This window comes from Streptomyces sp. NBC_01618 (genome assembly GCF_045209435.1).
In the GTDB taxonomy this organism is placed as follows: domain Bacteria; phylum Actinomycetota; class Actinomycetes; order Streptomycetales; family Streptomycetaceae; genus Streptomyces.
This window is the reverse complement of sequence record NZ_CP109297.1, coordinates 856,784-880,333: the sequence shown is the minus strand read 5'-3', so window position 1 is coordinate 880,333 and position 23,550 is coordinate 856,784. Positions and strand designations below refer to the sequence as shown.

Genomic DNA, 23,550 nt, shown 5'->3' with positions numbered 1-23,550 from the left:
CTCTCCTCGGCGGTTCTGTAATTGTGTGTGCTTGTGTGGTCTGTTCTTGTACGGTGCGGTTCTGTACAGCGTCGGTGCGCACGCGGCACCCATCGGGCGGACGCGCGTCCCCGCCGGTTCAGCAGCGGCGCTCCGGCATTCCGTTGACCAGGGCGGACAACAGCCCGCCGAGCACCTCGCGCTGGTCCGCGTTCAATGGAGCCAGGATCTCCTCTGCGGCGGCCCGGCGCGCGTCGCGCAGCGACCGGAGGGTGGCGAGACCCTCGTCGGTGATCTCGATCCGGACCACCCGCCGGCTGTCCGGATCGGGGGCGCGGCGAACCCGGCCGCTGGCCTCCAGGCCGTCGACCAGGCTGGTCACGGCGCGCGGGACGACGTCCAGCCGCTGCGCGAGATCGGCCATCCGGGGAGGGCCGTCGTAATGCGCGACGGTGCGGAGCAGCCGGAACTGTGCGGGAGTGATACCGATCGGCTCCAGCTGGCGGCTCTGAATCCGCTGGAGTCTGCGGGTCACTCGCAGCAACTGCTCGGCGAGCACGCCGTCGGCGTCGGAGGAGTCCATGGTCGAACAGTATCAGGACCTTGTGCATTGTGAGTATAGGTAACAATGAGCTATGCTCTCAAAAGCTTTGAGGTTCGAGTCCCCAGGGGTGCGACGAGTTGCCGCACGCCCGACGCATGCCTGACGAAGGAGCCCATGAAACCCGACGAAATCAACTGGACACCCCCACCCCGGGACGGCAGCGGCCCGCCCGCCGAGCTGCGCCGCATCCTGCGCCTCTTCCACCCCTACCGAGGCCGCCTGGCCCTGGTCGGACTGCTCGTCGGCGCCTCGTCGCTGGTGTCGGTCGCCTCGCCGTTCCTGCTGCGCGAAATCCTGGACACCGCCATCCCGCAGGGGCGTACAGGACTGTTGTCGCTGCTCGCCCTCGGCATGATCCTCACCGCCGTGATGAACAGCGTCTTCGGCGTCCTGCAGACCCTGATCTCCACCACGGTCGGCCAGCGCGTCATGCACGATCTGCGCACCGCCGTCTTCGCTCAGCTGCAGCGGATGCCGCTCGCCTTCTTCACCAGGACCCGCACCGGTGAGGTGCAGTCCCGCATAGCCAATGACATCGGCGGCATGCAGGCGACCGTCACCTCCACCGCGACCTCACTGGTCTCCAACCTCACCGCGGTCATCGCCACGGTCGTCGCCATGCTGGCGCTCGACTGGCGGCTCACCCTCGTCTCGCTCCTACTGCTGCCGGTCTTCGTCTGGATCAGCCGCCGGGTCGGCCGTGAGCGCAAGAAGATCACCACCCGGCGGCAGAAGCAGATGGCGGCCATGGCGGCCACGGTCACAGAATCGCTCTCCGTCAGCGGCATCCTCCTGGGCCGGACGATGGGCCGGGCGGACTCCCTCACCCAGGGTTTCGCCGAGGAATCCGAGAAGCTGGTCGATCTCGAAGTGCGCTCCAGCATGGCCGGGCGGTGGCGGATGTCGACGATCGGCATCGTCATGGCCGCCATGCCCGCCGTCATCTACTGGGCAGCGGGCCTCGCCCTGCAGTCCGGCGGCCCCGCCGTCTCCATCGGCACGCTCGTTGCCTTCGTCTCCCTCCAGCAGGGCCTCTTCCGGCCCGCCGTGAGCCTGCTCTCCACCGGCGTGCAGATGCAGACGTCCCTCGCGCTCTTCCAGCGGATCTTCGAGTACCTCGACCTCGAAGTGGACATCACCGAGCCCGAGAACCCTGTCCGACTGGACGAGATCCGCGGCGAGATCCGCTTCGAGGACGTCGACTTCAGCTACGACGAGAAGAGCGGTCCGACCCTCAGCGGCATCGATGTGACCGTTCCGGCCGGTGGCAGCCTGGCAGTCGTCGGCCCCACAGGGTCCGGCAAGTCCACGCTCAGCTATCTGGTGCCCAGGCTCTACGACGTCACGGGCGGCCGGGTCACGCTCGACGGCGTCGACGTACGCGATCTGGACTTCGATACCCTGGCCCGGGCCGTGGGCGTGGTCTCCCAGGAGACCTACCTCTTCCACGCCTCGGTCGCCGACAACCTGCGCTTTGCCAAGCCGGACGCGACCGACGCCGAAGTAGAGGCGGCCGCCCGTGCGGCGCAGATCCACGACCACATCGCCTCACTGCCCGACGGCTACGACACCCTCGTCGGTGAACGCGGTTACCGCTTCTCCGGCGGCGAGAAACAGCGCCTGGCCATCGCCCGTACGATCCTGCGCGACCCGCCCGTCCTCGTGCTCGACGAGGCGACGAGCGCCCTCGACACACGTACGGAATTCGCCGTGCAGGAAGCGATCGACGCGCTCTCCGCGGGACGCACCACCATCACCATCGCGCACCGTCTCTCCACCGTCCGCGACGCCGACCAGATCGTCGTCCTGGACGGCGGCCGCACCGCGGAGCGCGGCAGCCATGACGAACTCCTCCACCAGGACGGGCGCTACGCCGCCCTGGTCCGGCGGGACACCCAACTGGCGCCCGCGACAGGCTGATCGGCGGGTTCAGGCGTGCCCCGCCGGGGCCGTACATGCGGCGACGCCGCCGCTCCCGTGGGACGGGGAGCGACGGCGCCGGGCGAAGCGATGGTCAGACGAGCCAACCCACGAAGTGGACGATGCCGGCGAGCAGGTTGGTGATGAGGTTCATTCGGTGTATCTCCTTGTACATGGTGCATCTGTGGGACAGCGCAGTTGCGGTCTGCAGCCCGTCGCCTGCGCCCTGTAATCATCATTCGTCGCGGGGGAGTTGAGCAACGAATGGCGCAACGATCACGCGTTCCAGCGAACACCCGATCCCCTGTTCGTGTGTTCTGTTCGTGGCTGTGGGGCCGTGTCGTCCAGGTGGGCGGTCCGGACAGCGGGATAGCGTGCCCGCATGGTGAACGAGTCCCCGGACACCCCGCCCCGCCGTACTCTCCGCCTGACCCGGCGCGGCCTTCTGGCGCTGTTCATCGGCTTCGTCCTCGTCCTCGCCGTGGTGGCCGCAGTCCTCGTACCACTGCTCCTGCGGGGGCCGAAGGTCGAACGGGTTCACCCCCTGGTGGTGCCCGAGGGTCGGCGGGCGTCCCAGGTGTACGCCGCGGTCGACAAGACCCTGGCCGTCGCGCCCGGCACCACCGGGAAGGCCGTTGGCACGGCGGATCTGCCGCTCCCGGCCGCGGCGCAATGGCGTCTCCGCGTACCAGACGGTGACGATCGCGAGCATCGTGCAGGCCGAAGCGGACACCGAGCGCGACATGGGCAAGGTCGCCCGCGTCATCTACATCCGGCGAGCGTCTCGACCCGCGTAAGTCGTTCTCCGGGCACGTCCTGGACACCCCCTGGGATCCGCTGGACCGCGCCTACTTCAATGGCTACGTGCTGTGGACGTACCTGACCACACCGTTCTTCATGATCATGGACGGCATGACCGTGGAGGAAAGGGAACCATGGACCGAATCGCCGACCGAGCGCCGGTGCCATCTCCGGGTCATATTCCCGGACGGGGCATCGCAAGCCACAGTACGGTCCAGGACTTCTACTTCGGGGACGACCTTCTGCTCAGGCGGCACGACTACCACGTGGACATCGCCGGCGGCTTCGCGGCCGCCCGGTACGTCACTGACATCGAGGAAGCGGACGGCATCAAGTTCCCGACCAGGCGTCGCGCGTATCTGTGCGGGCCCGACGGAAGTCCCGACCACGATCACGTCATGGTGAGCATCGACCTCAGTGACGTGCACTTCTCATGACGTCCTCTGACGCACAGCGACGCCCACAGCGACGGCCACAGCGACGCCGATGGCGACCACGTCGACGAACTGTCCCACCGCGGCCCTCGACGCCGTCACCGCCGGCCTGCCCCTTCCGTACAGCTCTGGCGTTGTCGAAGGCCACGTCAACCGGATCAGGACCATCAAACGGCCAGATGTACGGACGAGTCTCGTTCCCATTGTCGATGTGCACGTACTCGGTGGTCTTGCTGGGCCGGTAGAAGGTCAGGCCCTTCCAACCAGTACGCGGTCCGGGACAGAATCCCGATCAGCGTGCGCTCCGGCATCCTCGCCTTGATCTCCTGCTCCAGCCGCCTCGCCGAGGGAGTGAGCCCCTCCGAGCGGTGCGGCTTCAGCGACGGGATGCCCGTCTCCGGGTCGATGACCAGACCCTCGTTGTCCGGGTACCCGGCATCAGCCGCCGCGGCTGTGCTGCGGAGCTTGTCCTCCAACTGCCGGTGGAAGAACCGCGCGTCGAACTCGGCACTCTCGCCGACCTCGCACAGCCCGCCCCCCACCAGACGGTCAGCCAGCCCCTCCTTCACGACCTCCCACTCCGAGCGGCTCCTCGGACCAGTCGGCCTACTCCTGCGAGCCGACCACCGCCACGTCGGGCCGGGCCCTTCAGGACTTCAAGATCAAATCATTGTCCCTCAGACGCGTATCCGGGTCACACCCCCGAATGCCTCGTCCGCCTTCGTTTCCGCTCCCGCTCCCGTCCCCGTTCCTGCCTCCGCACCGTTCTCGGTCCCGGTCCCGGTCCCGGTTCCGGTGCCCGTCCTGTGCAGCAGCCGTGTGATCGCGCGCACTGCGGCCCGCCCGGCCCGGTTGGCGCCGATAGTGCTCGCGGACGGCCCGTAGCCGACGAGATGGATGCGGCCGTCCCGTACGGCCCGGGTACCGTCGACGCGGATGCCGCCGCCGGGCTCGCGCAGTTTCAGCGGGGCGAGATGATCGATGGCGGCCCGGAAACCGGTCGCCCACAGGATGACGTCCGCCTCGACCGTCCGGCCGTCGTCCCAGGCGACCCCGGTCGGCGTGATCCGCTCGAACATCGGCAGCCGGTCGAGCACCCCTTCCTCGCGGGCGTGCCGGACGGTGTCGGTGAGCGGCAGCCCCGTCACGCTCACCACACTCTGCGGCGGCAGCCCGCGCCGTACCCGCTCCTCCACCATCGCCACGGCGGCCCGCCCCCGGTCCGCGTCGAACGGCCCCTCCCGGAAGACCGGCGGCCGACGGGTCACCCAGTACGTCTCGGCCGCCACCTCGGCGATCTCCATCAGGTGCTGCGTACCGGAGGCGCCCCCACCGACCACCACCACGCGCTGCCCGGCGAACTCCGCGGGCCCCGGGTAGTTCGCGGTGTGCAGCTGCCGTCCCCGGAAGCTCTCCTGACCCGGGTAACGAGGCCAGAACGGCCGGTCCCAGGTGCCGGTCGCGTTGATCAGGGCGCGGGTGGCGTACCTACCCTCGGACGTTTCGACGAGCAGCCGTCCGCCATCGCCCTCGCGCACGGCGTTCACCTCGACAGGCCGGTGAACCCGCAGGTCGAAGGTGCGCTCGTACGTGTCGAAATACGCACCGATCACCTCGGAGGAGGGTCGGCTGTCGTCGGCTCCGGTGAGTTCCATGCCGGGCAGGGCGTGCATGCCGTGCACCTTGTCGTATGTCAGCGAAGGCCAACGGAACTGCCAGGCGCCGCCGGGAAGCGGGGCATGGTCGAGCACGACGAAGTCACGGTCGGGCTCCAGGCCGGCGCGCCGCAGATGGTAAGCGCAGGACAGTCCCGCCTGTCCGGCGCCTATCACGACGACATCGACCGTGTGCGCTGCGACCACCCCAAAGTTGTTCACGCTTCTACTAACTTCTTCCGGGGTGAGGATCTTCCCGCGATCAGCTATGAAGCTCGCGCACAGGCGCACAGGCGCACAGGCGCACAGCGACCGCCCGCGACGAGCAGCGGAGCCCCGCCGGGCGCGGAGGCGGGCCGGCCGTTCGAGGCAGCCGCCCCGAGCAGCGGCGACGCCGGTACGGACGACAGCAGGCCGCGCGCCGCCAGCTCGGGCGTCACGCCCTCGCGTCGGCGACGACGCCTTGCGTAACGGCCTGGCCGCCGCGGCGAAGGCCCATCTGCCTGCCTGGGCCGACACGCTCACGCCGCACGTCCTGCGGCACTTCTGCGCGTCCGAGCTCTATCTCGGGGGCCTTGACCTACTCGGGATCCAAGAGGTCCTCGGACACTCTTGGATCGCCACCACGATGCGGTACATCCACGTCCAACAGACGGTCGAGGACGCCTGGGCGTCCGGGCAGCAGCGGGCCGCGAAGCGGCTGGAAGGACTGATGGGATGAAATGGAACCTGCGGCTGACCGCCGCGAACAAAGGGATCTGGAAGGCGTCCGAACTCCAGCGGAGCCTGGGCGAACATGGCTTGGTGATCTCGGCCGGGAAGATGTCGGGCCTGTGGTCCGGCCAGCCGGTCTCCCTCAAGCTGGAGGATCTGGACGTGATCTGCGTCGTGCTCGGCTGTGAGGTCGGCGATCTGCTGATTCCCGAGCCCGGGAAGGTCAGGCTCCCGGGACAGCAGGCTGGCGTCCAGGAGGCCACGACTGGCTCGGTGGTGGCCCCGGCGGTCGTGCCCAAACGCCGCGACGGCCGTTCCCTGCCGCCGATGTGACCTGGTCACCATCACCATGGGGAAGATCAGCGAGAACAAGCCGGCGGCCTCCTGCTCAGGATGTTTCGCCTGGAGGCAGTTGCCCGGCCGGTTCTGCCGCGGCTGCTACACCTACGGCCAGCAACACGCCGTCGGTGCATGCGTCAGCTGTCAGCGGCAGGTCCCGGTCGATGACAAGCACGGCTACTGCCGCCTCTGCCGGGCTCAGGCGACCTGGGCGATCAAGGCCAGCGGCAAGGCTTCGGTGATCGAGTCGTACCTACGGCGGGTAACCTGCCAGCAGCTGTTCTTCGCGAACCTCCAGCGGCCCAAGAACAGCGGGCCGCGAGTCGGCAAGGCCGGACGGCGCGTGCTGAAGCCGCCGCCGCTTCCCGAACCGCATCGCGTGATCACGACGTCAACGCAACTGACGCTGTTCACTGCCACTCGGGACTTCCGCCGGTTCGACCGGGAACTCCACGCCGACCTGGCCAATCCCTGGCTGGTCCGGGCCCAGCAGGCCGCTCGGGCGCTGGGAGAAGCCCGCGGCTGGAGCCGCTGGATCACCAGCGACGTGAACCGAGTCCTGGTCATCGTGCTGTCCGGCTTCCGCGAAGGTGAGTCGATCCGGTACTCCGAGCTCTCCGGCCCTACGAGTCCGTGGGCTTCCCGTCGTGCGGACCGCCGAGGTCCTCGACCGTCTCGGCCTGTTCACCGACGACCGGGCACCCGCCGTCGACCGGTGGCTGGAGCGAAAACTCGACGGGATGCCCCTGGGTATCCATCGCGCCGTCGAAGCCTGGGTCCGCACTCTCCTCGACGGTGGCCCCCGGTCGGAGCCTCGCTCCCGGCATACGACATGGGCCTACCTGGGTGAGATCCAGCCGGTGCCGGTGGAGTGGTCCAGCCGCTACGACCATCTGCGAGAGGTCACCCGGGAGGACATCATCGCGGCCCGGGATGCTGTCACGGGCAAACAGCGCGAAAGCCGGATCGTCGCACTGCGGTCACTGTTCCGGCACGCGAAGAAGAACGGCCAGATCTTCCGCAACCCGACGATCCGCATCCGTGTCCCCCGGCCGACCGGCGGCGTCCTCCAGGCCCTTGTCCAGGCGGACATCGACGAGGCCATCGCCACGGCCACCACCCCAGACATCCGGCTCATCGTCGCCCTGGCCGCCGTCCACGCGGCACGGCCGAAGATGATCCGCACCATGCAGTTGGACGACGTCGACCTGGGCAACCGGCGCATCACCGTCGGCGGCCACGTCCGCCCACTCGACGACCTCACCCACCGAGCGGTCCTGGACTGGCTCGACCACCGCCGCAACCGCTGGCCGAACACGGCCAATCCCCACCTGCTGATCACCCAGAAGACCGCCGTCGAGCTCGGCCCGGCCGACAAGCTCTGGACCACCCGGGCCACCCGCAACCTCACCGCCACCCTCGAACGGCTACGCGTCGACCGCCAGCTCGAAGAGGCCCTCACCCACGGCGCCGACCCCCTCCACCTCGCCCTCGTCTTCGGCATCGATGAGAAGACCGCCATCCGCTACGCGGACTCCGCACGGGCCCTGCTGGAACAGACAGCCGAGCACTCACCATCTGTCGACGGTCACGCAATTCCCCAGGTGGTGGCCGTAGCAGCTGACGGGTTTCGCGCGTGATGTGGAGTCCGACGGGTCAGTCCTGTCAGTCCGACTGTGGTTCGGAGATCACGATGGAGCCTGCGCGGTCCTACACCTGTCCGTGGCCTGCCAGGAAGTCACCTGGATTGAAATCCGATTGCCCCTCGTGGCCGGCTGCACATCCTGCTGAGATGCGCTTCTCCATCAACATCCCCAACTTCGGCGACTTTGCCGACCCCCGTAACGTCGCGACCGTGGCGGCCGCCGCCGAACAGACCGGCTGGGACGGACTCTTCGTCTGGGACCACGTACTGCACCGACAGCACCAGGATCGTCCCTTCGGTGACCCCTGGATGCTGCTGACCGCGGCCGCGCTTGCGACCTCCCGGATCCGACTGGGCACCCTGCTTACGCCGGTTCCCCGTTACCGTCCGCAGCAACTCGCCCGCCAAGTGGCCACCCTGGACCACCTCAGTGGCGGCCGGGTGATCTTCGCCGCTGGCCTGGGCGGTCCGATCGAGGACGAATACCGCAGCTTTGGCGACACTGCCGAGCCACGTCTCCTCGCACAGCGGCTGGACGAGGGACTGGAGTTGTTGATGCGCTTCTGGTCCGGCGAGCCGGTGAACCACCACGGTCAACACTACGAGGTCCGGGACGTGACGATGCCCCCCGCCAGCGTGCAGCGGCCGGGCCTGCCAGTGTGGATCGGCGGGTTCTGGCCGCACCGTCCGCCCATGCGGCGGGCAGCGCGGTGGGACGGTGCGGCGCCACTCTTCGAGACGGCCCGGCATGGACATGTGCCCGATGCCGCGGAGGTACGGGAACTGGTCAGCTATGTACGCAAGCACCGTACAGCCGGGGCCGAGCACCCCTTCGAGTTCGTACTCGGCGGAGCCACGCCGCCGGACGCAGCGAAGGCCAAGGACGTGATCGGCCCACTGCTCGACGCCGGCGCCACCTGGTGGGACGAACGACAGGTCCAAACTGGCCCCGACCTGGACCGCCTGCCCCCCGTACTGCGCCGCATCGAGGCGGGGCCGCCGATGGTCTGATCAGCCCTTCGAGGGTGTGCCGGACGCGGTCACCATCCCCCTGGGGAATCGTGACCGCGCGGGTGGGGAACTACGTGACGCTGATCACGCAGGCCGTGGGGAAATCCGTGACCGTCGACACCATCGCCCTCGGGAAAAGAACTTGGTCCAAATTGACGGGACTTGAAGAATGACAGTCATGCAGATTCGACAGGCATGGCCTGATGATGCTTCAGAGGTCGCTGGCGTCTACGTGCGCTCCTGGCAGGTGGCCTTTGCCGGTCTTGTTCCCCAGCACTACCTCGACGCCATGGACCCGAGCCGCGAAGAGTCCGAGTGGAAGACACGAATCGCGAAAACACGGTGGCCATCGTCGGGAGTACTGGTAGCTGAAACCAAGGCCGGGATCGTCGGATTCGCAAGTTTCGGCCCGTCTCAGGACACCCCTGTCATCGCGGAAATCGGCACGCTCTACGCGATGCCCGAGGTTTGGGGCACGAGAACCGGAAGGCAGTTGATGCTGGCCACGTTGGCGGCTCTCGGACAGGCCGACTACACGCAAGCCACCTTGTGGGTCCTGGAAGACAACGAACGCGCCCGGCGCTTCTACGAAGCCGCTGGCTGGGGCGCAGACGGCGCGGCCGTGGAGGACTCCACTGGCGGCGGATCTCTCAACAAGTTGCGCTACCGCTGCCCTCTTGGCTAGCCCGCTCCCCGTTTGTCCGTCCACGGAGCCCGGAAGCGGCGTGGTCACAAGTTGGAGTCGAACTCGCGGGTCCAATGCCGTTCAGCACGACGACGGACCCCCGGGTTCCCAGCGAGAACTCTTCAGTTTGCCTGAACCCGCGGGACTCTGCGACCCGGTGTCCTAGCTCAGACACCAGCCGCAAAGTAGCGGGGTGATCACGTGCTCGCCGCCGTGGCGGCCTGCTCGTCGTGTTCGCGCAGCATCCGCATGACGGTGGCGGGCGAGGGGTGCTGGCCCTTCTTCGCGCCTGTGGTGATGACGAGCCGCAGTCGTCGCTCGTGATCCCGGACTGTTCATGAAGGCGTTTCAGATGCCCAGCCGTTTGCAACAACTCATGAAACATGATCGCCGCAGGTGAGTGGTCGCGAGGGCGGGTGTTTCATCTGATTCCTCCGCGGATACTCCGCCCTTCAGGGCGGAGAGGAAACGGACTCCTGCGGAGCAGGGCAAGGACTGCGATTCGCCGCCAGGGCGGATCACAGTGCTCTGACCCGCAGATTTGATCTTTACGTGCGGTCGCATTAGTTTGTGAGCGTGACCACGAGCCACGTGAAGCGGGCGTTCAAATACCGCTTCTATCCGACGGATGCGCAGGCAGCTGAGCTGTCGCGCACGTTCGGATGCGTGCGGAAGGTCTACAACCTGGCGCTTGCGGCCCGCACGGAGGCGTGGACGCGGCAGGAGCGGGTCAACTACAACCAGACCTCGGCCCTGCTGACGGCGTGGAAGAAAACCGAGGAACTGGCCTTCCTCAACGACGTGTCGTCGGTGCCGTTGCAGCAGACGCTGCGGCACTTGCAGACCGCGTTCACTAACTTCTTCAGCAAGCGGGCCAAGTACCCGCGCTTCAAGGCCCGCAAGAAGTCCCGCAAGTCCGCCGAGTACACCACCAGCGGTTTCCGCTTCCGGGACGGCAGGCTGACTCTGGCGAAGATGGCCGAGCCGCTGGACATCGTGTGGTCGCGCCCGCTCCCGGAGGGGGCGAAGCCGTCCACTGTGACGGTTTCCCAGGACAGCGCCGGTCGCTGGTTCGTCTCCATGCTGTGCGACGACCCCACCGTCAAGCTGCTCCCCGCCACGGATGCGGCGGTCGGTGTCGATGTCGGTCTGAACCACCTCCTGACGCTGTCCACCGGTGAGAAGATCGCTAACCCGAGGCATGAGCGCACGGACCGTGCCCGGCTCGCGAAGGCCCAACGCGCCCTTGCGCGCAAGGCCAAGGGTGACGGCGCCAACCGCAGGAAGGCCCGGCTGAAGGTCGCGAAGATCCACGCCCGGATCGCCGACCGGCGCCGTGACGGCCTGCACAAGCTGACCACTCGGCTCGTTCGTGAAAACCAAACGATCGTGATCGAGGACCTGACCGTGCGCAACATGGTCAAGAACCGGAGCCTGGCCCGCGCCATCAGCGACGCGGCATGGGCCGAGTTCCGCAGCCTGCTGGAGTACAAAGCCCAGTGGCATGGGCGGGAAGTGATCGCGGTCGACCGCTTCTTCCCCTCCTCCAGGCTGTGCTCCGTCTGCGGCACCTTGCAGGACAAGATGCTGCTGCACGTCCGTACCTGGACGTGCGCCTGCGGCACGACCCACGACCGGGACGTGAACGCCGCACGCAACCTGCTGGCCGCCGGACGGGCGGTGTCGGCCTGTGGAGCTGGTGTAAGACCTCAACGGAGAACTCCGGGCGGGCAGTCGGCGATGAAACAGGAAGTCTCACGGCGCGAGCCGTAGGAATCTCCCTCCTTCAGGAGGGAGAGCGTCAAGAGCGACCACCTACGAAACGCGGGCGCTGCGCCTGGCCGCGGTCGGCGTCGGGTCACCACTGGGTGATGAGCGGCGTGTCCGGTCCGTGCTGCCGCCAGGCTTCGGTGAGGCGGACGAGGCGGGTGGGGGCGGCGATGCCGCGCACGGTTGCGATCTTGCCGTCGGTGACGTCGAACGTCACGGCGCCGATGACCTGGTCGCCGAGCACGAAGAGGATGGCGGGGGCGCCGTTGACGAGCGCGTAGTGGACGGCAGGCGTGCCGCCGGCGAGTCGCCGTTTTGCGGGTGTGGGCTTGAAACCGGCCCGTGCGATGGCGGCGATGCGCTCCGGAGTGTCGTACCGCAGCAGCGTCTTGGCCAGGCCGGCGCCGTTGGAGTCGGCGATCGCGATCGCGTCGTCGGTGAGCAGCGCCACCAGCCGTTCGGTGCGGCCCGAGGAGGCAGCGGCGAGGAATTCCTCGACGATCTTGCGGGCGGATGCCGAGTCGACTTCGCCGCTGCCGCGGCGGCCCGCGGCGGTGATGCGGTGCCGGGCCCGGTGGAGGTGCTGCTGGCTTGCGGACTCGGTGATGTCGAGTATCTCGGCGATCTCGGTGTGGCTGTAGGAGAACGCTTCGCGCAGGAGGTAGACGGCTCGCTCGAGGGGTGACAGACGCTCCATGAGGGTCAGCACGGCCAGGGAGACCGATTCGCGCTGCTCGAACGTGTCGGCCGGGCCGAGCATCGGGTCGCCGTCGAGGAGCGGTTCGGGCAGCCAGGCGCCGGCGGTGCGTTCGCGGCGGGCTTGTGCCGAGCGGAGCCGGTCGAGGCACAGGTTGGTGACGACCTTGGTCAGCCATGCTTCCGGCACCTTGATCTGCTGCCGGTCGGCGGCCTGCCAGCGCAGGAACGCGTCCTGCACGGCGTCTTCGGCGTCGGCGGCGGAGCCCAGCAGCCGGTACGCCAGCGAGGCCAGCCGGTTCCGGCTGGCCTCGAACCGACTGGTGTCGAAGCAATCAATGGCGGTGCTGTCCACGCGGACCACCCTAGGCGGCTACGCGACCGCCTTCTCGGCGGACGCATCCGGCGAGGCGGCCAGGTGGCGCTTGCGCTTGGGCAGGCCGAAGGTCGGGTGCGAGTTGGCCCACAGCGACATCTTGAGGATGCCCGCCTTGATCCGCGCGGCCTTCCAACCGCCCACATACTTCGGCTTTGCCTGCCCTTCGTCATCGACCATCTGCAGGATCCCATCCCGCCGCCCGAGGCTGATGTGGTTGCCCAGGTACTCCAGCTTGGTGTTCGCGATCTTGCGGCCGGTCAGGCGTCCCACGATCGCGGCCGTGGCCTGCATGCCGGTGTAACCGGCCGAGGCGCAGGACATCGGCAGCGGTCGGCCGTTGTCGCCGATGGCGTAGGCGCTGTCGCCGGCGGCGTAGACGTTCGGATGCGAGACCGACCGCATGGTGCGATCGACGACGATCCGACCGTTCTCGGTGACCTCCAGCCCGCCGGCGGCGGCGATGGGGTTGACCGCGAACCCGGCCGTCCACACGGTTGCGTCGGACGCCAGGGCGGTGCCGTCGGCGCACAGCGCCCGCGCTGCTTCGACGGCTTCGACGCCGGTGTGCTCCAGCACTGTGATGCCCAGCCGGTCGCAGGTCTGGCGCAGGTGGCTGCGGGCTCCGGCGGAGAGCTGTGCGCCCAGCTCTCCGCGCGCGACCAGCGTCACCGACAGGCCGGGCCGGGATTCGGCGATCTCGGCGGCGGTCTCGATGCCGGTCAACCCGTCGCCGACGACCAGCACACTCCCGCCTTCGTCCCGCCTGCTCAGGCTGTCCAGGCGCTCGCGCAGGCGCAGCGCCGAGGGCCGGCCGGCGACGTCGAAGGCGTGCTCGGCCACGCCGGGGACGCCGTGGTTGGTGACGTGGCTGCCGAGCGCGTAGAGAAGCGTGTCGTAGCCGAGCTCGCCGCCGCCGTCGGCGTCGGCCACGGCGACGACCTGGCGCTCGGGGTCGACGGCGGTGACACGGGCCACGCGCAGCCGTATCCCCGTGCCCACGAAGACGTCGGCGAGCTGTGGAGCCTCGATCTCCTGGCCGACCGCGAGCTGGTGCAGCCGCAGCCGCTGGACGAAGTCCGGCTCGGCGTTGACCACGGTGATCTCGGTGTCCGCCGGGGACAGCCGGCGGGCCAGGGTCCCGGCCACGTAGGACCCGGCGTAGCCGGCACCGAGGACGACGATGCGGTGCTTCATGTGATGCTCCTGTCGGTTCGCTTGGCTCTCGGTGACTTGAGCGGAACAGCGCCCCGATTGCTGACAGGAACTGCATGTGGCATGGGTCACAGATCGGCAGGAGCGCCGCCAGGCGATGCTCGCGACGCCGAGGCGGCGCAGATGCAGGCCGAGCTGACGTCATGCTCGCCAAGCAGAAGATGTCCTTGGGCGAACTCGCCGAACGCGCGTCGGCATCACACCCGCCAACCTGGCCGTGCTGAAGAAAGCCGCGCCAAGGCCGTCCGATTCACCACCCGTGCCCGTATCAGGAACGGCTGTCACCGGGTGGGTCCACCACGGCGCCATCCTCTTCGCCGCACACCCCGGCTGCCGCATCGAGGCGGGACCGGCCCACGCGTACGGCCCCCGTGCCGCCGTCCTGCGTGCCGCCGTCCTGGAAACCGTCCGCCACTCGCTGCGCCTGCCGCAGGCCCCGGCAGCACCATCTGACCGCACCACCCCGCCTATCACATGGGGTGATGCTCTGAGCTGGAATCGTTGATCGCCTCACGCCCCGTCAGATCGCCTGGCACCGTCGCGCGAATCATGCCGACGGATCAAGGAGCGGGCGGTGCCCACCAACTTTCTGAGCGACGAACAGCGCAGGCGCTTCGGTCACTTCGCCGAGCACCCGGATGAGGGCCGGCTCGCCGGGTCGTCTCTGCTGGATCAGACCGCACGTCGCAGGGCGATGGCCGCGTGGGGTGCCCGGAATCGGATCGGCTGGGCCGTCCAGCTCGGAACCATCCGCTGCCTGGGCACCTCCTGAACAACCCCGAAGTGGTCCCCGCCGTCGTGGTCGGCTACGTCGCCGAACAGCTCGGCCTGGAGCCGGCCGCGTTGGCCGGGTACGGAACAGCCGAAGCCCGCTGGGATCACCAGGAGCAGATCCGGGACGGCTACGGCTACACGAAGTTCGAGTTCGACCAGTGGTTCACCCTCGCCCGCTGGATGTACCAGCGGGCCTGGATCGGCTCCGAGCGGCCCACCCTGCTGTTCGACCTGGCGACCAAGCGCCTGGTGGACAAGAAGGTGGTGCTGCCCGGGGTGACCGTGCTGGAACGCCTGGTCTCCGGCACCCGCGAGCGGGTCGAAAGACGCCTGTGGGCGACCCTGGCGGCAGCGCCGACTGCCGGCGGCATCGAGCTGATCGTTCACGACGGCGTCGACGCGCTCAATCGAGACCGGCTGTTCTGGGTCGAGCAGAACTACGTACGCGCGGCGACTCTCTCGATGGCCAACGCCCGCCTGGTCGACTACCACATGCGCCTGCCGCTGGTGCAGGCGTGGGGCGGCGGCGAGCCGGCCTCCGCCGACGGGCTCCGCTTCGTCGCCCCGATCCGCACCCTCAACTCAGGGCCCAACCCGAAGTACTTCGGCACCCGCCGGCGTGGGGTGGCGTTCTACAATTTCCTCTCGGACCAGTTCAGCGGCCTGCACGGCATCCTGATCCCCGGCACCCAGCGCGACTCCTTCTACATCCTGGACGGCCTGCTGGAGCAGGAGACCGCACTGCGCCCGGTTGAGATCACCTCGGACACGCACGGCGCCAGTGAGATCGTCTTCGGCCTCTTCCGTCTCATGGGCTACCAGTTCTCCCCGCGCTTGGCCGACGTCGGTAGAGCCATCCTCTACCGCGCCGAAGGTTTACCGGAATCAGGCGATATATTCGGTGGGGTGAAGGCGTGGCCGATGGTCATGAGGGCTCCACGAGCAGTCCACGGTCAGGGAGAGGTGCACCTCGGACGCACGGGTACGCGAACCGTTGCCGCCATTGCGGCGCGGGCTACGACACGCGGTCGACGAGGTGGGGTACGCCGAGGCACATGCCAACAGGTACGTACGGCAGCGGGAACGGGCGAGTGGATCGACCGGTCACCGTAGGCAGATGCGCTGAGAGGACGTCAGCAGCCGCAGTGCCACGCGGCGGAAGCCACCCGCAGCAGGTCGATGTGACCGCGCGAAGTGAGCAGAGCTGAACGGAACATGGCGCTGAACGTAGCGATCCAGGACTGAAACGGTCAATGGTGTCTCGGCACGTGGACGCGCGATCTCGCGGCACGAACGAGAAGATGGAGCCATGCCCCGTACCTTCACCACCAGCGTCCTGCACATCACCACCGGAGCGAGGGAGACCGTCACCGACCTGACGCACGACTGCGAACAATTCCTCGCCCGGACGGCCCCCACCGGCGACGGCCTGCTCAACATCTTCGTACCGCACGCGACCGCCGGTATCGCCATCCTCGAAACCGGCTCGGGCAGCGACGACGACCTCCTGGCCGCCCTCCACGTACTGCTCCCCGCCGACGACCGCTGGCAACACCGCCACGGCAGCCCTGGCCACGGCCGCGACCACGTACTCCCCGCCCTCGTCCCACCGCACGCCACACTGCCGGTGATCGGCGGCCGGCTGGAAATCGGTATGTGGCAGTCGGTGTGCCTGGTCGACACGAACATCTCTAAAGACAACCGTCAGGTTCGTCTGAGCTTCCTGGGCTGATCAAGATCACTCCCAGGGGTCGTGCCGCCGATTCTCCGTACCATGCGTGCGCGAACGGAGAGAATCTTGCACGGTACGGACCTACATGGGATTCGAGCGTCCCTACGACGGATGCGGTAAATGCCTGCTCGCCACCGGGAGGTAGTCCTCCTGGCCGTCGTCGGTGATGAACGCCGTGCCGTCCCGGACGACGACCTCCGCCCCCAGGTGGTGCGCGAAGGTAACAGCGCAGGACAACCTTCCCCTTGAGCCCGCCGACCTCAAGGCGGTCTACCAGTCCACCGCGGAGGGCTGTTCCACCTGTAGGTGATTGGCTCCTCCGGCCGGCAGTTCTCTGCCGACCGGAGGTAGCGCTCCCGGTCTCGCGTTCCGGGGTCCGCGGCGTTGTTCGCTACAGGTCCAGGACCAATCGGGCCCCCAGACAACGGGAGACGCAGATCATCATCGTTTCCCCCGCTGCCCTCTCCTCTGCTGTGAGGAGCGAGTCCCGATGCTCCGGGGTTCCCTCCACCACGTCGGTCTCGCACGTGCCGCAGGTTCCCTCTGCGCAGGAGAAGAGCACGTCCACTCCGGCCGCACGAACGGTGTCCAGGACCGAGGCGTCCTGCGGGACGGTCAGCGTCATCCCGGTTCTCGCGAGGACGAGTTCGAAGGCGGTGTCGGCAACGCCGGGGCCGGGGGCTTCGGCTGAAAGCGTTCAGTACGCGGCTGCGGCCACCCGGCGTTCGCGCAGTGCCGTTCGACCGCGTCCAGGAGCGGGCCCGGTCCACAGCAGTAGACCAGGGTGTCCGGCTCCGGGGTGCCGAGGTACCCGGCGAGGTCCAGCAGCCCGGATTCGCCCTGCGGGCGAAGCAGCACGCGATTGCCGTAGCGGCGGGCGAGTTGGTCCCGGAAGGCCATCGAGGCGAGGGTGCGGCCGCCGTAGAGGAGAGTCCAGTCGGCCCCGGCTGCCTCCGCCGCAGCGAGCATGGGCAGGATCGGGGTGATCCCGATGCCGCCGGCGACGAACCGGTAGTGCGCGGCCGGCCTCAGCGCGAAGTGGTTGCGTGGCCCTCGCACCCGTAGTGACGTGCCGGGGGAGAGCTCGTCGTGGATCCGGAGCGATCCGCCGCGGCCGCCGGGCTCGCGGAGGACCGCGATGTGCCAGGCATGACGGTCGGATGGGTTGCCGCACAGTGAGTACTGACGTTCCGGACCATCGACCAGCATGACGTCGATGTGTGCGCCGGGCTCCCAGGCGGGCAGGTCGCCGCCGTCCGGGCGGTGCAGGGTGAGCGAGACGATACCCTCCGCCTCAACGCACCGGGCGCCAACGACCACGGTGATATACGGCTCTGTCATGGTCGTCCCCTCCTGTGCCCTTCAGGATGACCGAGCATCCACGTCCACATCTCGACGGGGTCCTCGCCGGTGTGCTCGGCCCCGCAGTGGCAGGTGCCGTGCAAGGAGTCGGTGCCCGGAAGCCACTCGACTCGGTAGAGCTGCGTACGGCTGCCGGAGCCAGGAGTCCCGCCGCTCATCCTGCCGCCAAGGCGGCGAGAATCCGTCGGGCCGCGAGGCCGCCGGTGTCGATGTTGACGCTCAGTTCCTGGAAGCCGGCGGGCTCCTGGTCCAGAGCGCGCTGAAGGAGATTGAGCGCGTCGACGTCCTGCATGACCACCTGGTGGTTGAAGTCCCGAAGGAACTCGGTGACCTCGGCGTCGTCGCGGGCGAAGTCACGGGAGACGGCCCAGAAGTCGTAGACCTTGCCCGGTGCGGCCGGGGTGATGGCATACGTGATCTCGGTGCGGAAGAGCGGAGACTGCTGCCCCACCGGGGTGATCGTGCTGTGCAGCAAGTACAGACAGGGCGCGAAGTACTCGATGTCCTGGAGCCGGGTGATGCGGCCCTCGATGCCGGTGGAGCGGGCGTAGAAGGGCGGGCACGCCGCATCCATCATGTGCCGGGACACGCGCACCACACCTGCGGCTTCGTCGACCTCGGTGGTGATCGGGGTCTCGGCGACCTCTGGGGTGCCGATGTAGCCACCGTGCAGATAGGTCTCGTGCGACAGGTCGAGCAGGTTGTCGACGAGGAGTCCGTAGTCGGCATCGATCGGCTCCATGCCACTGACTCGCCCCCCTCGCCGTGGTCGGGTGTGGCAGTCAGAAGCCCGGCGCCGACGCGGTGCCCCCGGGAAGCAGCGTGCGCGCAGGAAGCGGCCCGACTGCCATGGACAACAGCGCGGCCATGAAGCGGTTCTCGAAGCTCGTGCGCACCATCAACGCGGAGTGCAGGGAGGACCAGCCGGCCGACGCGAACGGCAAGAAGCCCCCCCGGCCGGAGGATGTTCCCGGGTACGAGGAGCAGCCGGTGGACGGATACGGGCCGGACAACCCGCCGCCGACGATCGACGGCATCGGCCCGGACCCGAACTCCTCCGAAGGCCCTCCGGAGTACTACACCTCCGAGCTCAAGCCCAGGGACTTCGAAGCGATCCCGCTGGACACGGAGGATCAGTGCATCGCCGACAAACACGCGGACCGCATCCGCGAGGGGTTCGGCGGCAAGGGCACCAGCAGCGCCAAGGGTCTACGCAGCAAGCTGATGGAGCTGGACTACCCGGTGTCGGGTATCCATGCCATGCCCGCCCAGGGCGGCCCGCCGCGTGTCCGCCTGGACCTGCGGATCGATTCCCAGGCCGCACTGGAGATCGTCGGCACCTCCAGCACCCTGATTGTCGAGCCGTTCGGGGCGGTGGCAGCCGCGAGCCTGAAGATCACAGACGTCAAGCGCAAGCCGGGTCTTGACGCCCCGTCATCCTGACGAGGCGGCTTCGCTCACTTAGCCTGAATCCACCGCCTTGGATTGAAATGGATCTTCTAACGGTTTTCTGAGCTGGTGCCGGGTCGGTGCTCGGTTTGGGGCAGGTGGTATCTGCTGGTCTGCCCAGCTTTCCACGGGTTCGGTTCCGGTCGGGCCTTGAGGGCGGGGTGGACGGGGATGTCAGGTCAGTCCCGGTGGGCCGTGCGTGATGGCGAACATATGCGTCCAGGCCTGCTGCCAGGGCCAGTTGTGGGGCAGGTGCAGGGTGATGCGCCGTGCGGAGCGGGCGATCCGGGCCGGGACGTGGACCAGGTGGGCCCGGAGTGTGGCGGTGGTTGCCTTCGCGTGGAAGGCCGAGGTGTGTGCTCCGACGGCCCGCAGCAGGTTGTAGGCCATCGCCCACAGCGTGAGCCAGGCCGAGTTGGCGTGGAAGTGCCCGGAGGGCAGGTGGGCCAGAGCGCCGGCTTTGCTGTCCGCGATGACCTGTTCCACCACCGCGTGGTGGCGGTGTTCCCGTTCGGCCTGGAGTGTCCCGGCGGGGTTGTCGGTGAAGAAGGGGTGGTAGCGCCAGACGGGAAACAGCTCGCCCTGTTCTCCCACGACGGCGGGTTTGGCCAGGTCACGGACCCGGCGCACGATCAGCCGGGCCGTGACGCGCTCGCTCTTCTTGCGGCTGGCGAACGCGGTGTATGCGGGGGTCTCGGCGACCTCGGCGTCCGAGATGAGATCACCGGTGTCTGGATCTTCCACCGCGTTCGGGTAACTGATCTTCTGCCAGGCATCGTTGGGGATGCTGAGGACGGCCCGTTTGATGGACGGGTTCATGCCAGTGGTGATGGAGAAGCGGGCTCCGGCCCGGCGGCAGGCTGCGATCACACCGGCGTTGTAGAACTGGGAGTCCGCCCGCAGGATCCGCATGCCGGTGCAGCCCGCCTCGGCGGCGGTGGCCAGGGCCTCGCTCACGAGTTTCGGGGCGCCGCGGGCGTCGGCTGCCTTGCCGCGGCGCATCCGGACCGCGGCGATCACCGGCCGGGAGTGCGGGGTGCAGATCGTGGCGAGCAACGGGTGCAGAGTGCGGATGCCCTTGAACCGGCCGCACTCGGTGCCCTGCTTGGCCCGCCCGTAAACCCGTTTATGAGTGGAGTCGACGTCGATGAACGCCATCACACCGGCGCCGGGCAGCAGCGGCGTGTGTGCGGCCAGCGCGCCGAGGAACCTGCGGTGCACGGCGTGGAGTTGGAGCGCATGACCGTGGGTGAACGCGCGTAGGAACGTGCCCAGCGTGGACGGGGCCCGGATACCGTCGAACACGGCCGGCATCGCACCGTGCCGCAGCAGGTGAAGGTTGTTGATGCTGTCCGCGCCTGAGGCCATACCGCCCACGATGCTGGTGACCTTGGCGTCCGCCGCCGCACCCGTGCCGTTGCCCGCCCCGGGCAGTTTCACCTTCTCGGCCACCAGGCGCGAAAGACCGCACCGTTCGGCCAGCTGCATCACCGGGACAAGCCCCGCATACGCGATCAGATTCCGGTCATCGAACGCAGCGGAGACCGCCGCCGGGGTGTGGGAAACTTTCATCTACGAGGTGCCTTGCTGATAGTGCGTGATGGTGGTGTGGTAACTCCCATCTTCGCAGGTCAGCAGGCACCTCTCTTCATTTCTCTATCCACAGGACCCGGGACAGCCGGTGGATCCAGGCTGAGCGACGTCGAACTACGCGAGGAGGAGGCCTGGTGGCGGGAGGGATGCGGGCGGCTCGACACCGAGTAATTCCGGACCTGTCTTTTGCGGAAATGAATCTAGATAATTCGAGTCGAGAGGTACGATCTACTTTGCTCGAGCAAGGGGAGGGTTATGGAGGCCAGGTTCTCGTCGCTGGAGACGATGAGTTCTCATTGGTCACATCTTGGGTAATCTGAAAATTCACCTTCCGCATGCACTCAAGTTGGCGCCGGCTGATATATCGATCCGGTGCCGCCGCGAGGCTGAGGCTTTACTTCACGGGCGAAAGTAGTTCGGATGCCCCTGCCGTGCTAGACTTAACTGGTAGTTGCAGTTTTGGCTCCCGAAACTTCAAATGCCTTGGCGGCTGTATGTCGTTGGGCATTTTTGTATCTCCGGTGCTTATCCGGACGGGGTTCATTGTGGCAACGCAGGGGTTCACGCGGCGTGGGCCCGCGGGCACTGCCCCCAAGGAGATGTGACATGGCTACTGGCACCGTCAAGTGGTTCAACTCGGAAAAGGGCTTCGGCTTCATTGAGCAGGACGGTGGCGGCCCGGATGTCTTCGCCCACTACTCGAACATCGCCACGCAGGGCTTCCGTGAGCTTCAGGAAGGCCAGAAGGTGAATTTCGACGTCGTGCAGGGTCAGAAGGGTCCGCAGGCGGAGAACATCACTCCCGCCTGACGCCGAAGCGTATGGGATAGCTGGGGCCCCGCCTTGCGTTGGGGCCCCAGCTATCTGCTTTCTGCATTCCGGTGGAATTCTTTTAGTCTCACATTCGGCTCGTTCTTGCAATTCATCCGGCTCATCCTGTCGGGAATTCCTCGATGCGCGCCCTGTCGAGGAAGGTCCTCCATGAGCCGTTCGGCTCGCACGAACGATTGTTTCCACCCACAGGACCAGAGGCGTCCTGGCGTCAGTCCAGGCGATGCCGGGCGCCGCTCCCCCGCACCACGGGGGGAGTTCGCACTGCCGGTCACCGTCACCCCGGCCCTCCCCGCGGCCGCGACCTTCGGCGAACTGGACATGCCAGTCGAGTTGCTGAAGATGCTCACCAGCCTCGGCCTGAACGAGCCGTTCCCGATCCAGGCCGCCACGTTGCCGAACTCCCTCGCAGGGCGTGACGTCCTGGGCCGCGGGCGCACCGGATCGGGCAAGACGCTCGCCTTCGGTCTGGCGCTCCTCGTGCGCACGGCCGGGCAGCGTGCCGAGTCGCGGAAGCCACTGGCCCTGATCCTCGTCCCCACGCGCGAGCTGGCCCAGCAGGTCACCGATGCGCTCGCCCCGTACGCCCGGTTGCTGAAGCTGCGACTGGCCACTGTGGTCGGCGGCATGTCGATCGGCAGGCAGGCCGGCGCACTGCGTGCCGGGGCCGAGGTGGTCGTTGCGACTCCTGGCCGCCTCGCGGATCTCGTCGAGCGCAAGGGCTGCCGCCTGGACCGGGTGAACATCACCGTCCTGGACGAGGCCGACCAGATGGCGGACATGGGCTTCATGCCGCAGGTCACCGAATTGCTGGATCAGGTACGTTCCGACGGCCAGCGCATGCTGTTCTCGGCCACGCTGGACCGCAACATCGACCTTCTTGTCCGACGTTACCTCCATGACCCAGTGGTCCACTCGGTCGATCCGTCGGCGGGTGCGGTCACCACGATGGAGCATCACGTGCTGCAGGTGCACGGCGCCGACAAGTACGCCACCGCCACCGAGATCGCTGCCCGCGACGGGCGCGTGATCATGTTCCTGGACACCAAGCATGCTGTCGACCAGTTCACCAAGCACCTGCTGAGCAGCGGCGTGAAGGCCGCGGCGCTGCACGGCGGCAAGTCGCAGCCCCAGCGCACCCGCACCCTGGCACAGTTCAAGACCGGCGACGTCACGGCGCTCGTGGCCACCAACGTCGCGGCTCGGGGCATCCATATCGACGACCTCGATCTCGTCGTCAACGTCGACCCGCCCGGCGACCACAAGGACTACCTGCACCGCGGCGGCCGTACAGCCCGCGCAGGCGCGTCCGGAAGTGTCGTCACGCTGGTCCTCCCCGGCCAGCGCCGGGACATGGCGCGTCTCATGTCCGACGCGGGCATCAGGCCGCAGATCACGCAGGTCCGCTCCGGCGAGGCCGAGCTGAGCCGCATCACTGGCGCCCAGGCTCCCTCCAGTGTCCCCGTCGGCGGCAGCGGGCCGGCCGCGGAGCGCCCGAAGCGCGGCGGCGCCCCCTTCCGCGGTCTGGGCACCCGCCCGGGGCGAGCCGGCGGCGAGTCTCGCCGGTCTGCTGAGGCCCGCCAGATTGCCGAGGCCCGCATGGCCGCTCGGGTTCGTCGTGGCGCATAGCTCGGCAACGGTGCCCTCGTACGCTGTGTGCGTGACTCAAGCCGACTTGCGCCACACGGAGAGGTGCTTCGCGGAGTCCTGGGTGAACGGCGCCCCGTCCCAGTCCGTGAGGGGGAAGCCTTCCGTGCTTCCCGGGCTGCTGCAGCCGTTGCCCCACGAGGCCACGGAGCTGGTGTTTCTGTGCGAGGACCCGGACGCGCCGGGGACGACCTTCCTGCACTGGCTGGTGACCGACATCGATCCTGGGGCCACTGGGGCGGCGGAGGGCCAGAAGCCCCTCAGCCGCGCGGTGTGCCGGCCGTATCCGGTTCGGCACGTTCCGCGCGCGGCGCGATC

At 68.0% G+C, this 23,550-nt stretch carries 21 protein-coding genes and 6 pseudogenes; 16 read left to right on the top strand and 11 right to left on the bottom strand.

Going from position 1 to position 23,550, the window contains the following annotated elements:
- Positions 1–118 precede the first annotated feature (118 nt).
- A complete protein-coding gene (locus OH735_RS04215) occupies positions 119–562 on the bottom strand; it encodes a MarR family winged helix-turn-helix transcriptional regulator (protein ID WP_406379571.1) in 444 nt (147 codons plus the stop codon).
- Positions 563–697: 135 nt separating this feature from the next.
- On the opposite strand from OH735_RS04215, the gene OH735_RS04210 reads away from it, so the two are divergent.
- The 3 genes and pseudogenes from OH735_RS04210 to OH735_RS04200 all read left to right on the top strand — a co-directional run bounded on the left by OH735_RS04210 (position 698) and on the right by OH735_RS04200 (position 3,741).
- Positions 698–2,503, top strand: coding sequence for an ABC transporter ATP-binding protein (locus tag OH735_RS04210; RefSeq protein ID WP_406379569.1), 1,806 nt, complete (start codon positions 698–700; stop codon positions 2,501–2,503).
- 382 nt (positions 2,504–2,885) lie between these two features.
- A pseudogene (locus OH735_RS04205) lies at positions 2,886–3,279 on the top strand (endolytic transglycosylase MltG); the annotation flags it as partial.
- Between the two features lie 159 nt (positions 3,280–3,438).
- Positions 3,439–3,741 (top strand): hypothetical protein, encoded by a 303-nt coding sequence (locus OH735_RS04200; RefSeq protein ID WP_406379567.1) that lies wholly within the window; start codon positions 3,439–3,441, stop codon positions 3,739–3,741.
- Positions 3,742–3,905: 164 nt separating this feature from the next.
- Here the strand turns inward: OH735_RS04200 and OH735_RS04195 are convergent, their stop codons facing one another.
- Together OH735_RS04195 and OH735_RS04190 are read right to left on the bottom strand one after the other, a co-directional pair.
- Complete coding sequence (locus OH735_RS04195; protein WP_406379566.1) at positions 3,906–4,307, bottom strand: hypothetical protein; 402 nt, start codon at positions 4,305–4,307, stop codon at positions 3,906–3,908.
- A gap of 108 nt (positions 4,308–4,415) precedes the next feature.
- Positions 4,416–5,615: an NAD(P)-binding domain-containing protein gene (locus tag OH735_RS04190; protein ID WP_406379564.1), complete on the bottom strand. Its 1,200-nt coding sequence runs from the start codon at positions 5,613–5,615 to the stop codon at positions 4,416–4,418.
- Positions 5,616–5,856: 241 nt separating this feature from the next.
- Here OH735_RS04190 and OH735_RS04185 point away from each other — a divergent pair, with 241 nt between their 5' ends.
- Positions 5,857–6,114, top strand: coding sequence for a tyrosine-type recombinase/integrase (locus OH735_RS04185; protein WP_406379562.1), 258 nt, complete (start codon positions 5,857–5,859; stop codon positions 6,112–6,114).
- Positions 6,111–6,440 (top strand): helix-turn-helix domain-containing protein, encoded by a 330-nt coding sequence (locus OH735_RS04180; RefSeq protein WP_406379560.1) that lies wholly within the window; start codon positions 6,111–6,113, stop codon positions 6,438–6,440. The genes OH735_RS04185 and OH735_RS04180 overlap by 4 nt, the downstream gene beginning before the upstream one ends.
- Positions 6,441–6,644: 204 nt before the next feature.
- Here OH735_RS04180 and OH735_RS04175 read toward each other — a convergent pair whose 3' ends face one another.
- The gene (locus tag OH735_RS04175) at positions 6,645–6,866 is read right to left on the bottom strand and encodes a hypothetical protein (RefSeq protein ID WP_406379558.1); all 222 of its coding nucleotides are present in this window, start codon (positions 6,864–6,866) and stop codon (positions 6,645–6,647) included.
- A gap of 227 nt (positions 6,867–7,093) precedes the next feature.
- Between OH735_RS04175 and OH735_RS04170 the strand changes: the two genes are divergently transcribed.
- The 4 genes from OH735_RS04170 (at position 7,094) to OH735_RS04155 (ending at position 11,560) form a co-directional block, all read left to right on the top strand.
- Positions 7,094–8,086, top strand: coding sequence for a hypothetical protein (locus tag OH735_RS04170; protein WP_406379556.1), 993 nt, complete (start codon positions 7,094–7,096; stop codon positions 8,084–8,086).
- 152 nt (positions 8,087–8,238) lie between these two features.
- A complete protein-coding gene (locus tag OH735_RS04165) occupies positions 8,239–9,102 on the top strand; it encodes an LLM class flavin-dependent oxidoreductase (RefSeq protein WP_406379554.1) in 864 nt (287 codons plus the stop codon).
- A 178-nt stretch (positions 9,103–9,280) separates the two neighbouring features.
- Positions 9,281–9,787, top strand: a complete 507-nt coding sequence (locus OH735_RS04160; protein ID WP_406379552.1) for a GNAT family N-acetyltransferase — start codon at positions 9,281–9,283, stop codon at positions 9,785–9,787.
- A 576-nt stretch (positions 9,788–10,363) separates the two neighbouring features.
- Positions 10,364–11,560 (top strand): RNA-guided endonuclease InsQ/TnpB family protein, encoded by a 1,197-nt coding sequence (locus OH735_RS04155; protein ID WP_406379550.1) that lies wholly within the window; start codon positions 10,364–10,366, stop codon positions 11,558–11,560.
- 85 nt (positions 11,561–11,645) lie between these two features.
- Here the strand turns inward: OH735_RS04155 and OH735_RS04150 are convergent, their stop codons facing one another.
- Entirely contained in the window at positions 11,646–12,608 is a 963-nt protein-coding gene (locus OH735_RS04150; protein ID WP_406379548.1) for a sigma-70 family RNA polymerase sigma factor, read from the bottom strand.
- Positions 12,609–12,626: 18 nt separating this feature from the next.
- Entirely contained in the window at positions 12,627–13,826 is a 1,200-nt protein-coding gene (locus tag OH735_RS04145) for an NAD(P)/FAD-dependent oxidoreductase (protein ID WP_406379546.1), read from the bottom strand.
- Positions 13,827–14,418: 592 nt separating this feature from the next.
- Here OH735_RS04145 and OH735_RS04140 point away from each other — a divergent pair.
- The 3 genes and pseudogenes from OH735_RS04140 to OH735_RS04130 form a co-directional block, all read left to right on the top strand.
- A pseudogene (locus OH735_RS04140) lies at positions 14,419–14,861 on the top strand (DUF4158 domain-containing protein); the annotation flags it as partial.
- Positions 14,862–14,867: 6 nt separating this feature from the next.
- Positions 14,868–15,491: pseudogene (locus OH735_RS04135) on the top strand (Tn3 family transposase); the annotation flags it as partial.
- A gap of 436 nt (positions 15,492–15,927) precedes the next feature.
- Positions 15,928–16,350, top strand: a complete 423-nt coding sequence (locus tag OH735_RS04130; RefSeq protein WP_406379545.1) for a YjbQ family protein — start codon at positions 15,928–15,930, stop codon at positions 16,348–16,350.
- 102 nt (positions 16,351–16,452) lie between these two features.
- Here OH735_RS04130 and OH735_RS04125 read toward each other — a convergent pair whose 3' ends face one another.
- The 4 genes and pseudogenes from OH735_RS04125 to OH735_RS04110 all read right to left on the bottom strand — a co-directional run.
- On the bottom strand, positions 16,453–16,587 hold the full coding sequence (locus OH735_RS04125; RefSeq protein ID WP_406379543.1) for a hypothetical protein: 135 nt from the start codon (positions 16,585–16,587) through the stop codon (positions 16,453–16,455).
- 154 nt (positions 16,588–16,741) lie between these two features.
- A pseudogene (locus OH735_RS04120) lies at positions 16,742–17,691 on the bottom strand (PDR/VanB family oxidoreductase).
- Positions 17,688–17,870, bottom strand: coding sequence for a hypothetical protein (locus tag OH735_RS04115; RefSeq protein ID WP_406379541.1), 183 nt, complete (start codon positions 17,868–17,870; stop codon positions 17,688–17,690). Before OH735_RS04115 ends, OH735_RS04120 begins: the two are co-directional and overlap by 4 nt.
- Positions 17,867–18,463, bottom strand: a pseudogene (locus OH735_RS04110) (aromatic ring-hydroxylating dioxygenase subunit alpha); the annotation flags it as partial. The pseudogene OH735_RS04110 and the gene OH735_RS04115, both read right to left, overlap by 4 nt.
- A gap of 98 nt (positions 18,464–18,561) precedes the next feature.
- Here OH735_RS04110 and OH735_RS04105 point away from each other — a divergent pair.
- Positions 18,562–19,155 carry a hypothetical protein gene (locus tag OH735_RS04105; RefSeq protein WP_406379539.1) on the top strand — a complete coding sequence of 198 codons (594 nt, stop codon included), beginning with the start codon at positions 18,562–18,564 and terminating at the stop codon, positions 19,153–19,155.
- A gap of 180 nt (positions 19,156–19,335) precedes the next feature.
- On the opposite strand, the gene OH735_RS04100 is transcribed toward OH735_RS04105, so the two are convergent.
- The gene (locus tag OH735_RS04100; protein ID WP_406379538.1) at positions 19,336–20,733 is read right to left on the bottom strand and encodes an IS1380 family transposase; all 1,398 of its coding nucleotides are present in this window, start codon (positions 20,731–20,733) and stop codon (positions 19,336–19,338) included.
- A 627-nt stretch (positions 20,734–21,360) separates the two neighbouring features.
- Between OH735_RS04100 and OH735_RS04095 the strand changes: the two genes are divergently transcribed.
- From OH735_RS04095 to OH735_RS04085, 3 genes and pseudogenes are all read left to right on the top strand, one after another.
- On the top strand, positions 21,361–21,564 hold the full coding sequence (locus OH735_RS04095; protein ID WP_361458513.1) for a cold-shock protein: 204 nt from the start codon (positions 21,361–21,363) through the stop codon (positions 21,562–21,564).
- Positions 21,565–21,735: 171 nt separating this feature from the next.
- The gene (locus OH735_RS04090; RefSeq protein ID WP_406379536.1) at positions 21,736–23,214 is read left to right on the top strand and encodes a DEAD/DEAH box helicase; all 1,479 of its coding nucleotides are present in this window, start codon (positions 21,736–21,738) and stop codon (positions 23,212–23,214) included.
- Positions 23,204–23,428, top strand: a pseudogene (locus tag OH735_RS04085) (hypothetical protein); the annotation flags it as partial. The gene OH735_RS04090 and the pseudogene OH735_RS04085, both read left to right, overlap by 11 nt.
- Positions 23,429–23,550 lie beyond the last annotated feature (122 nt).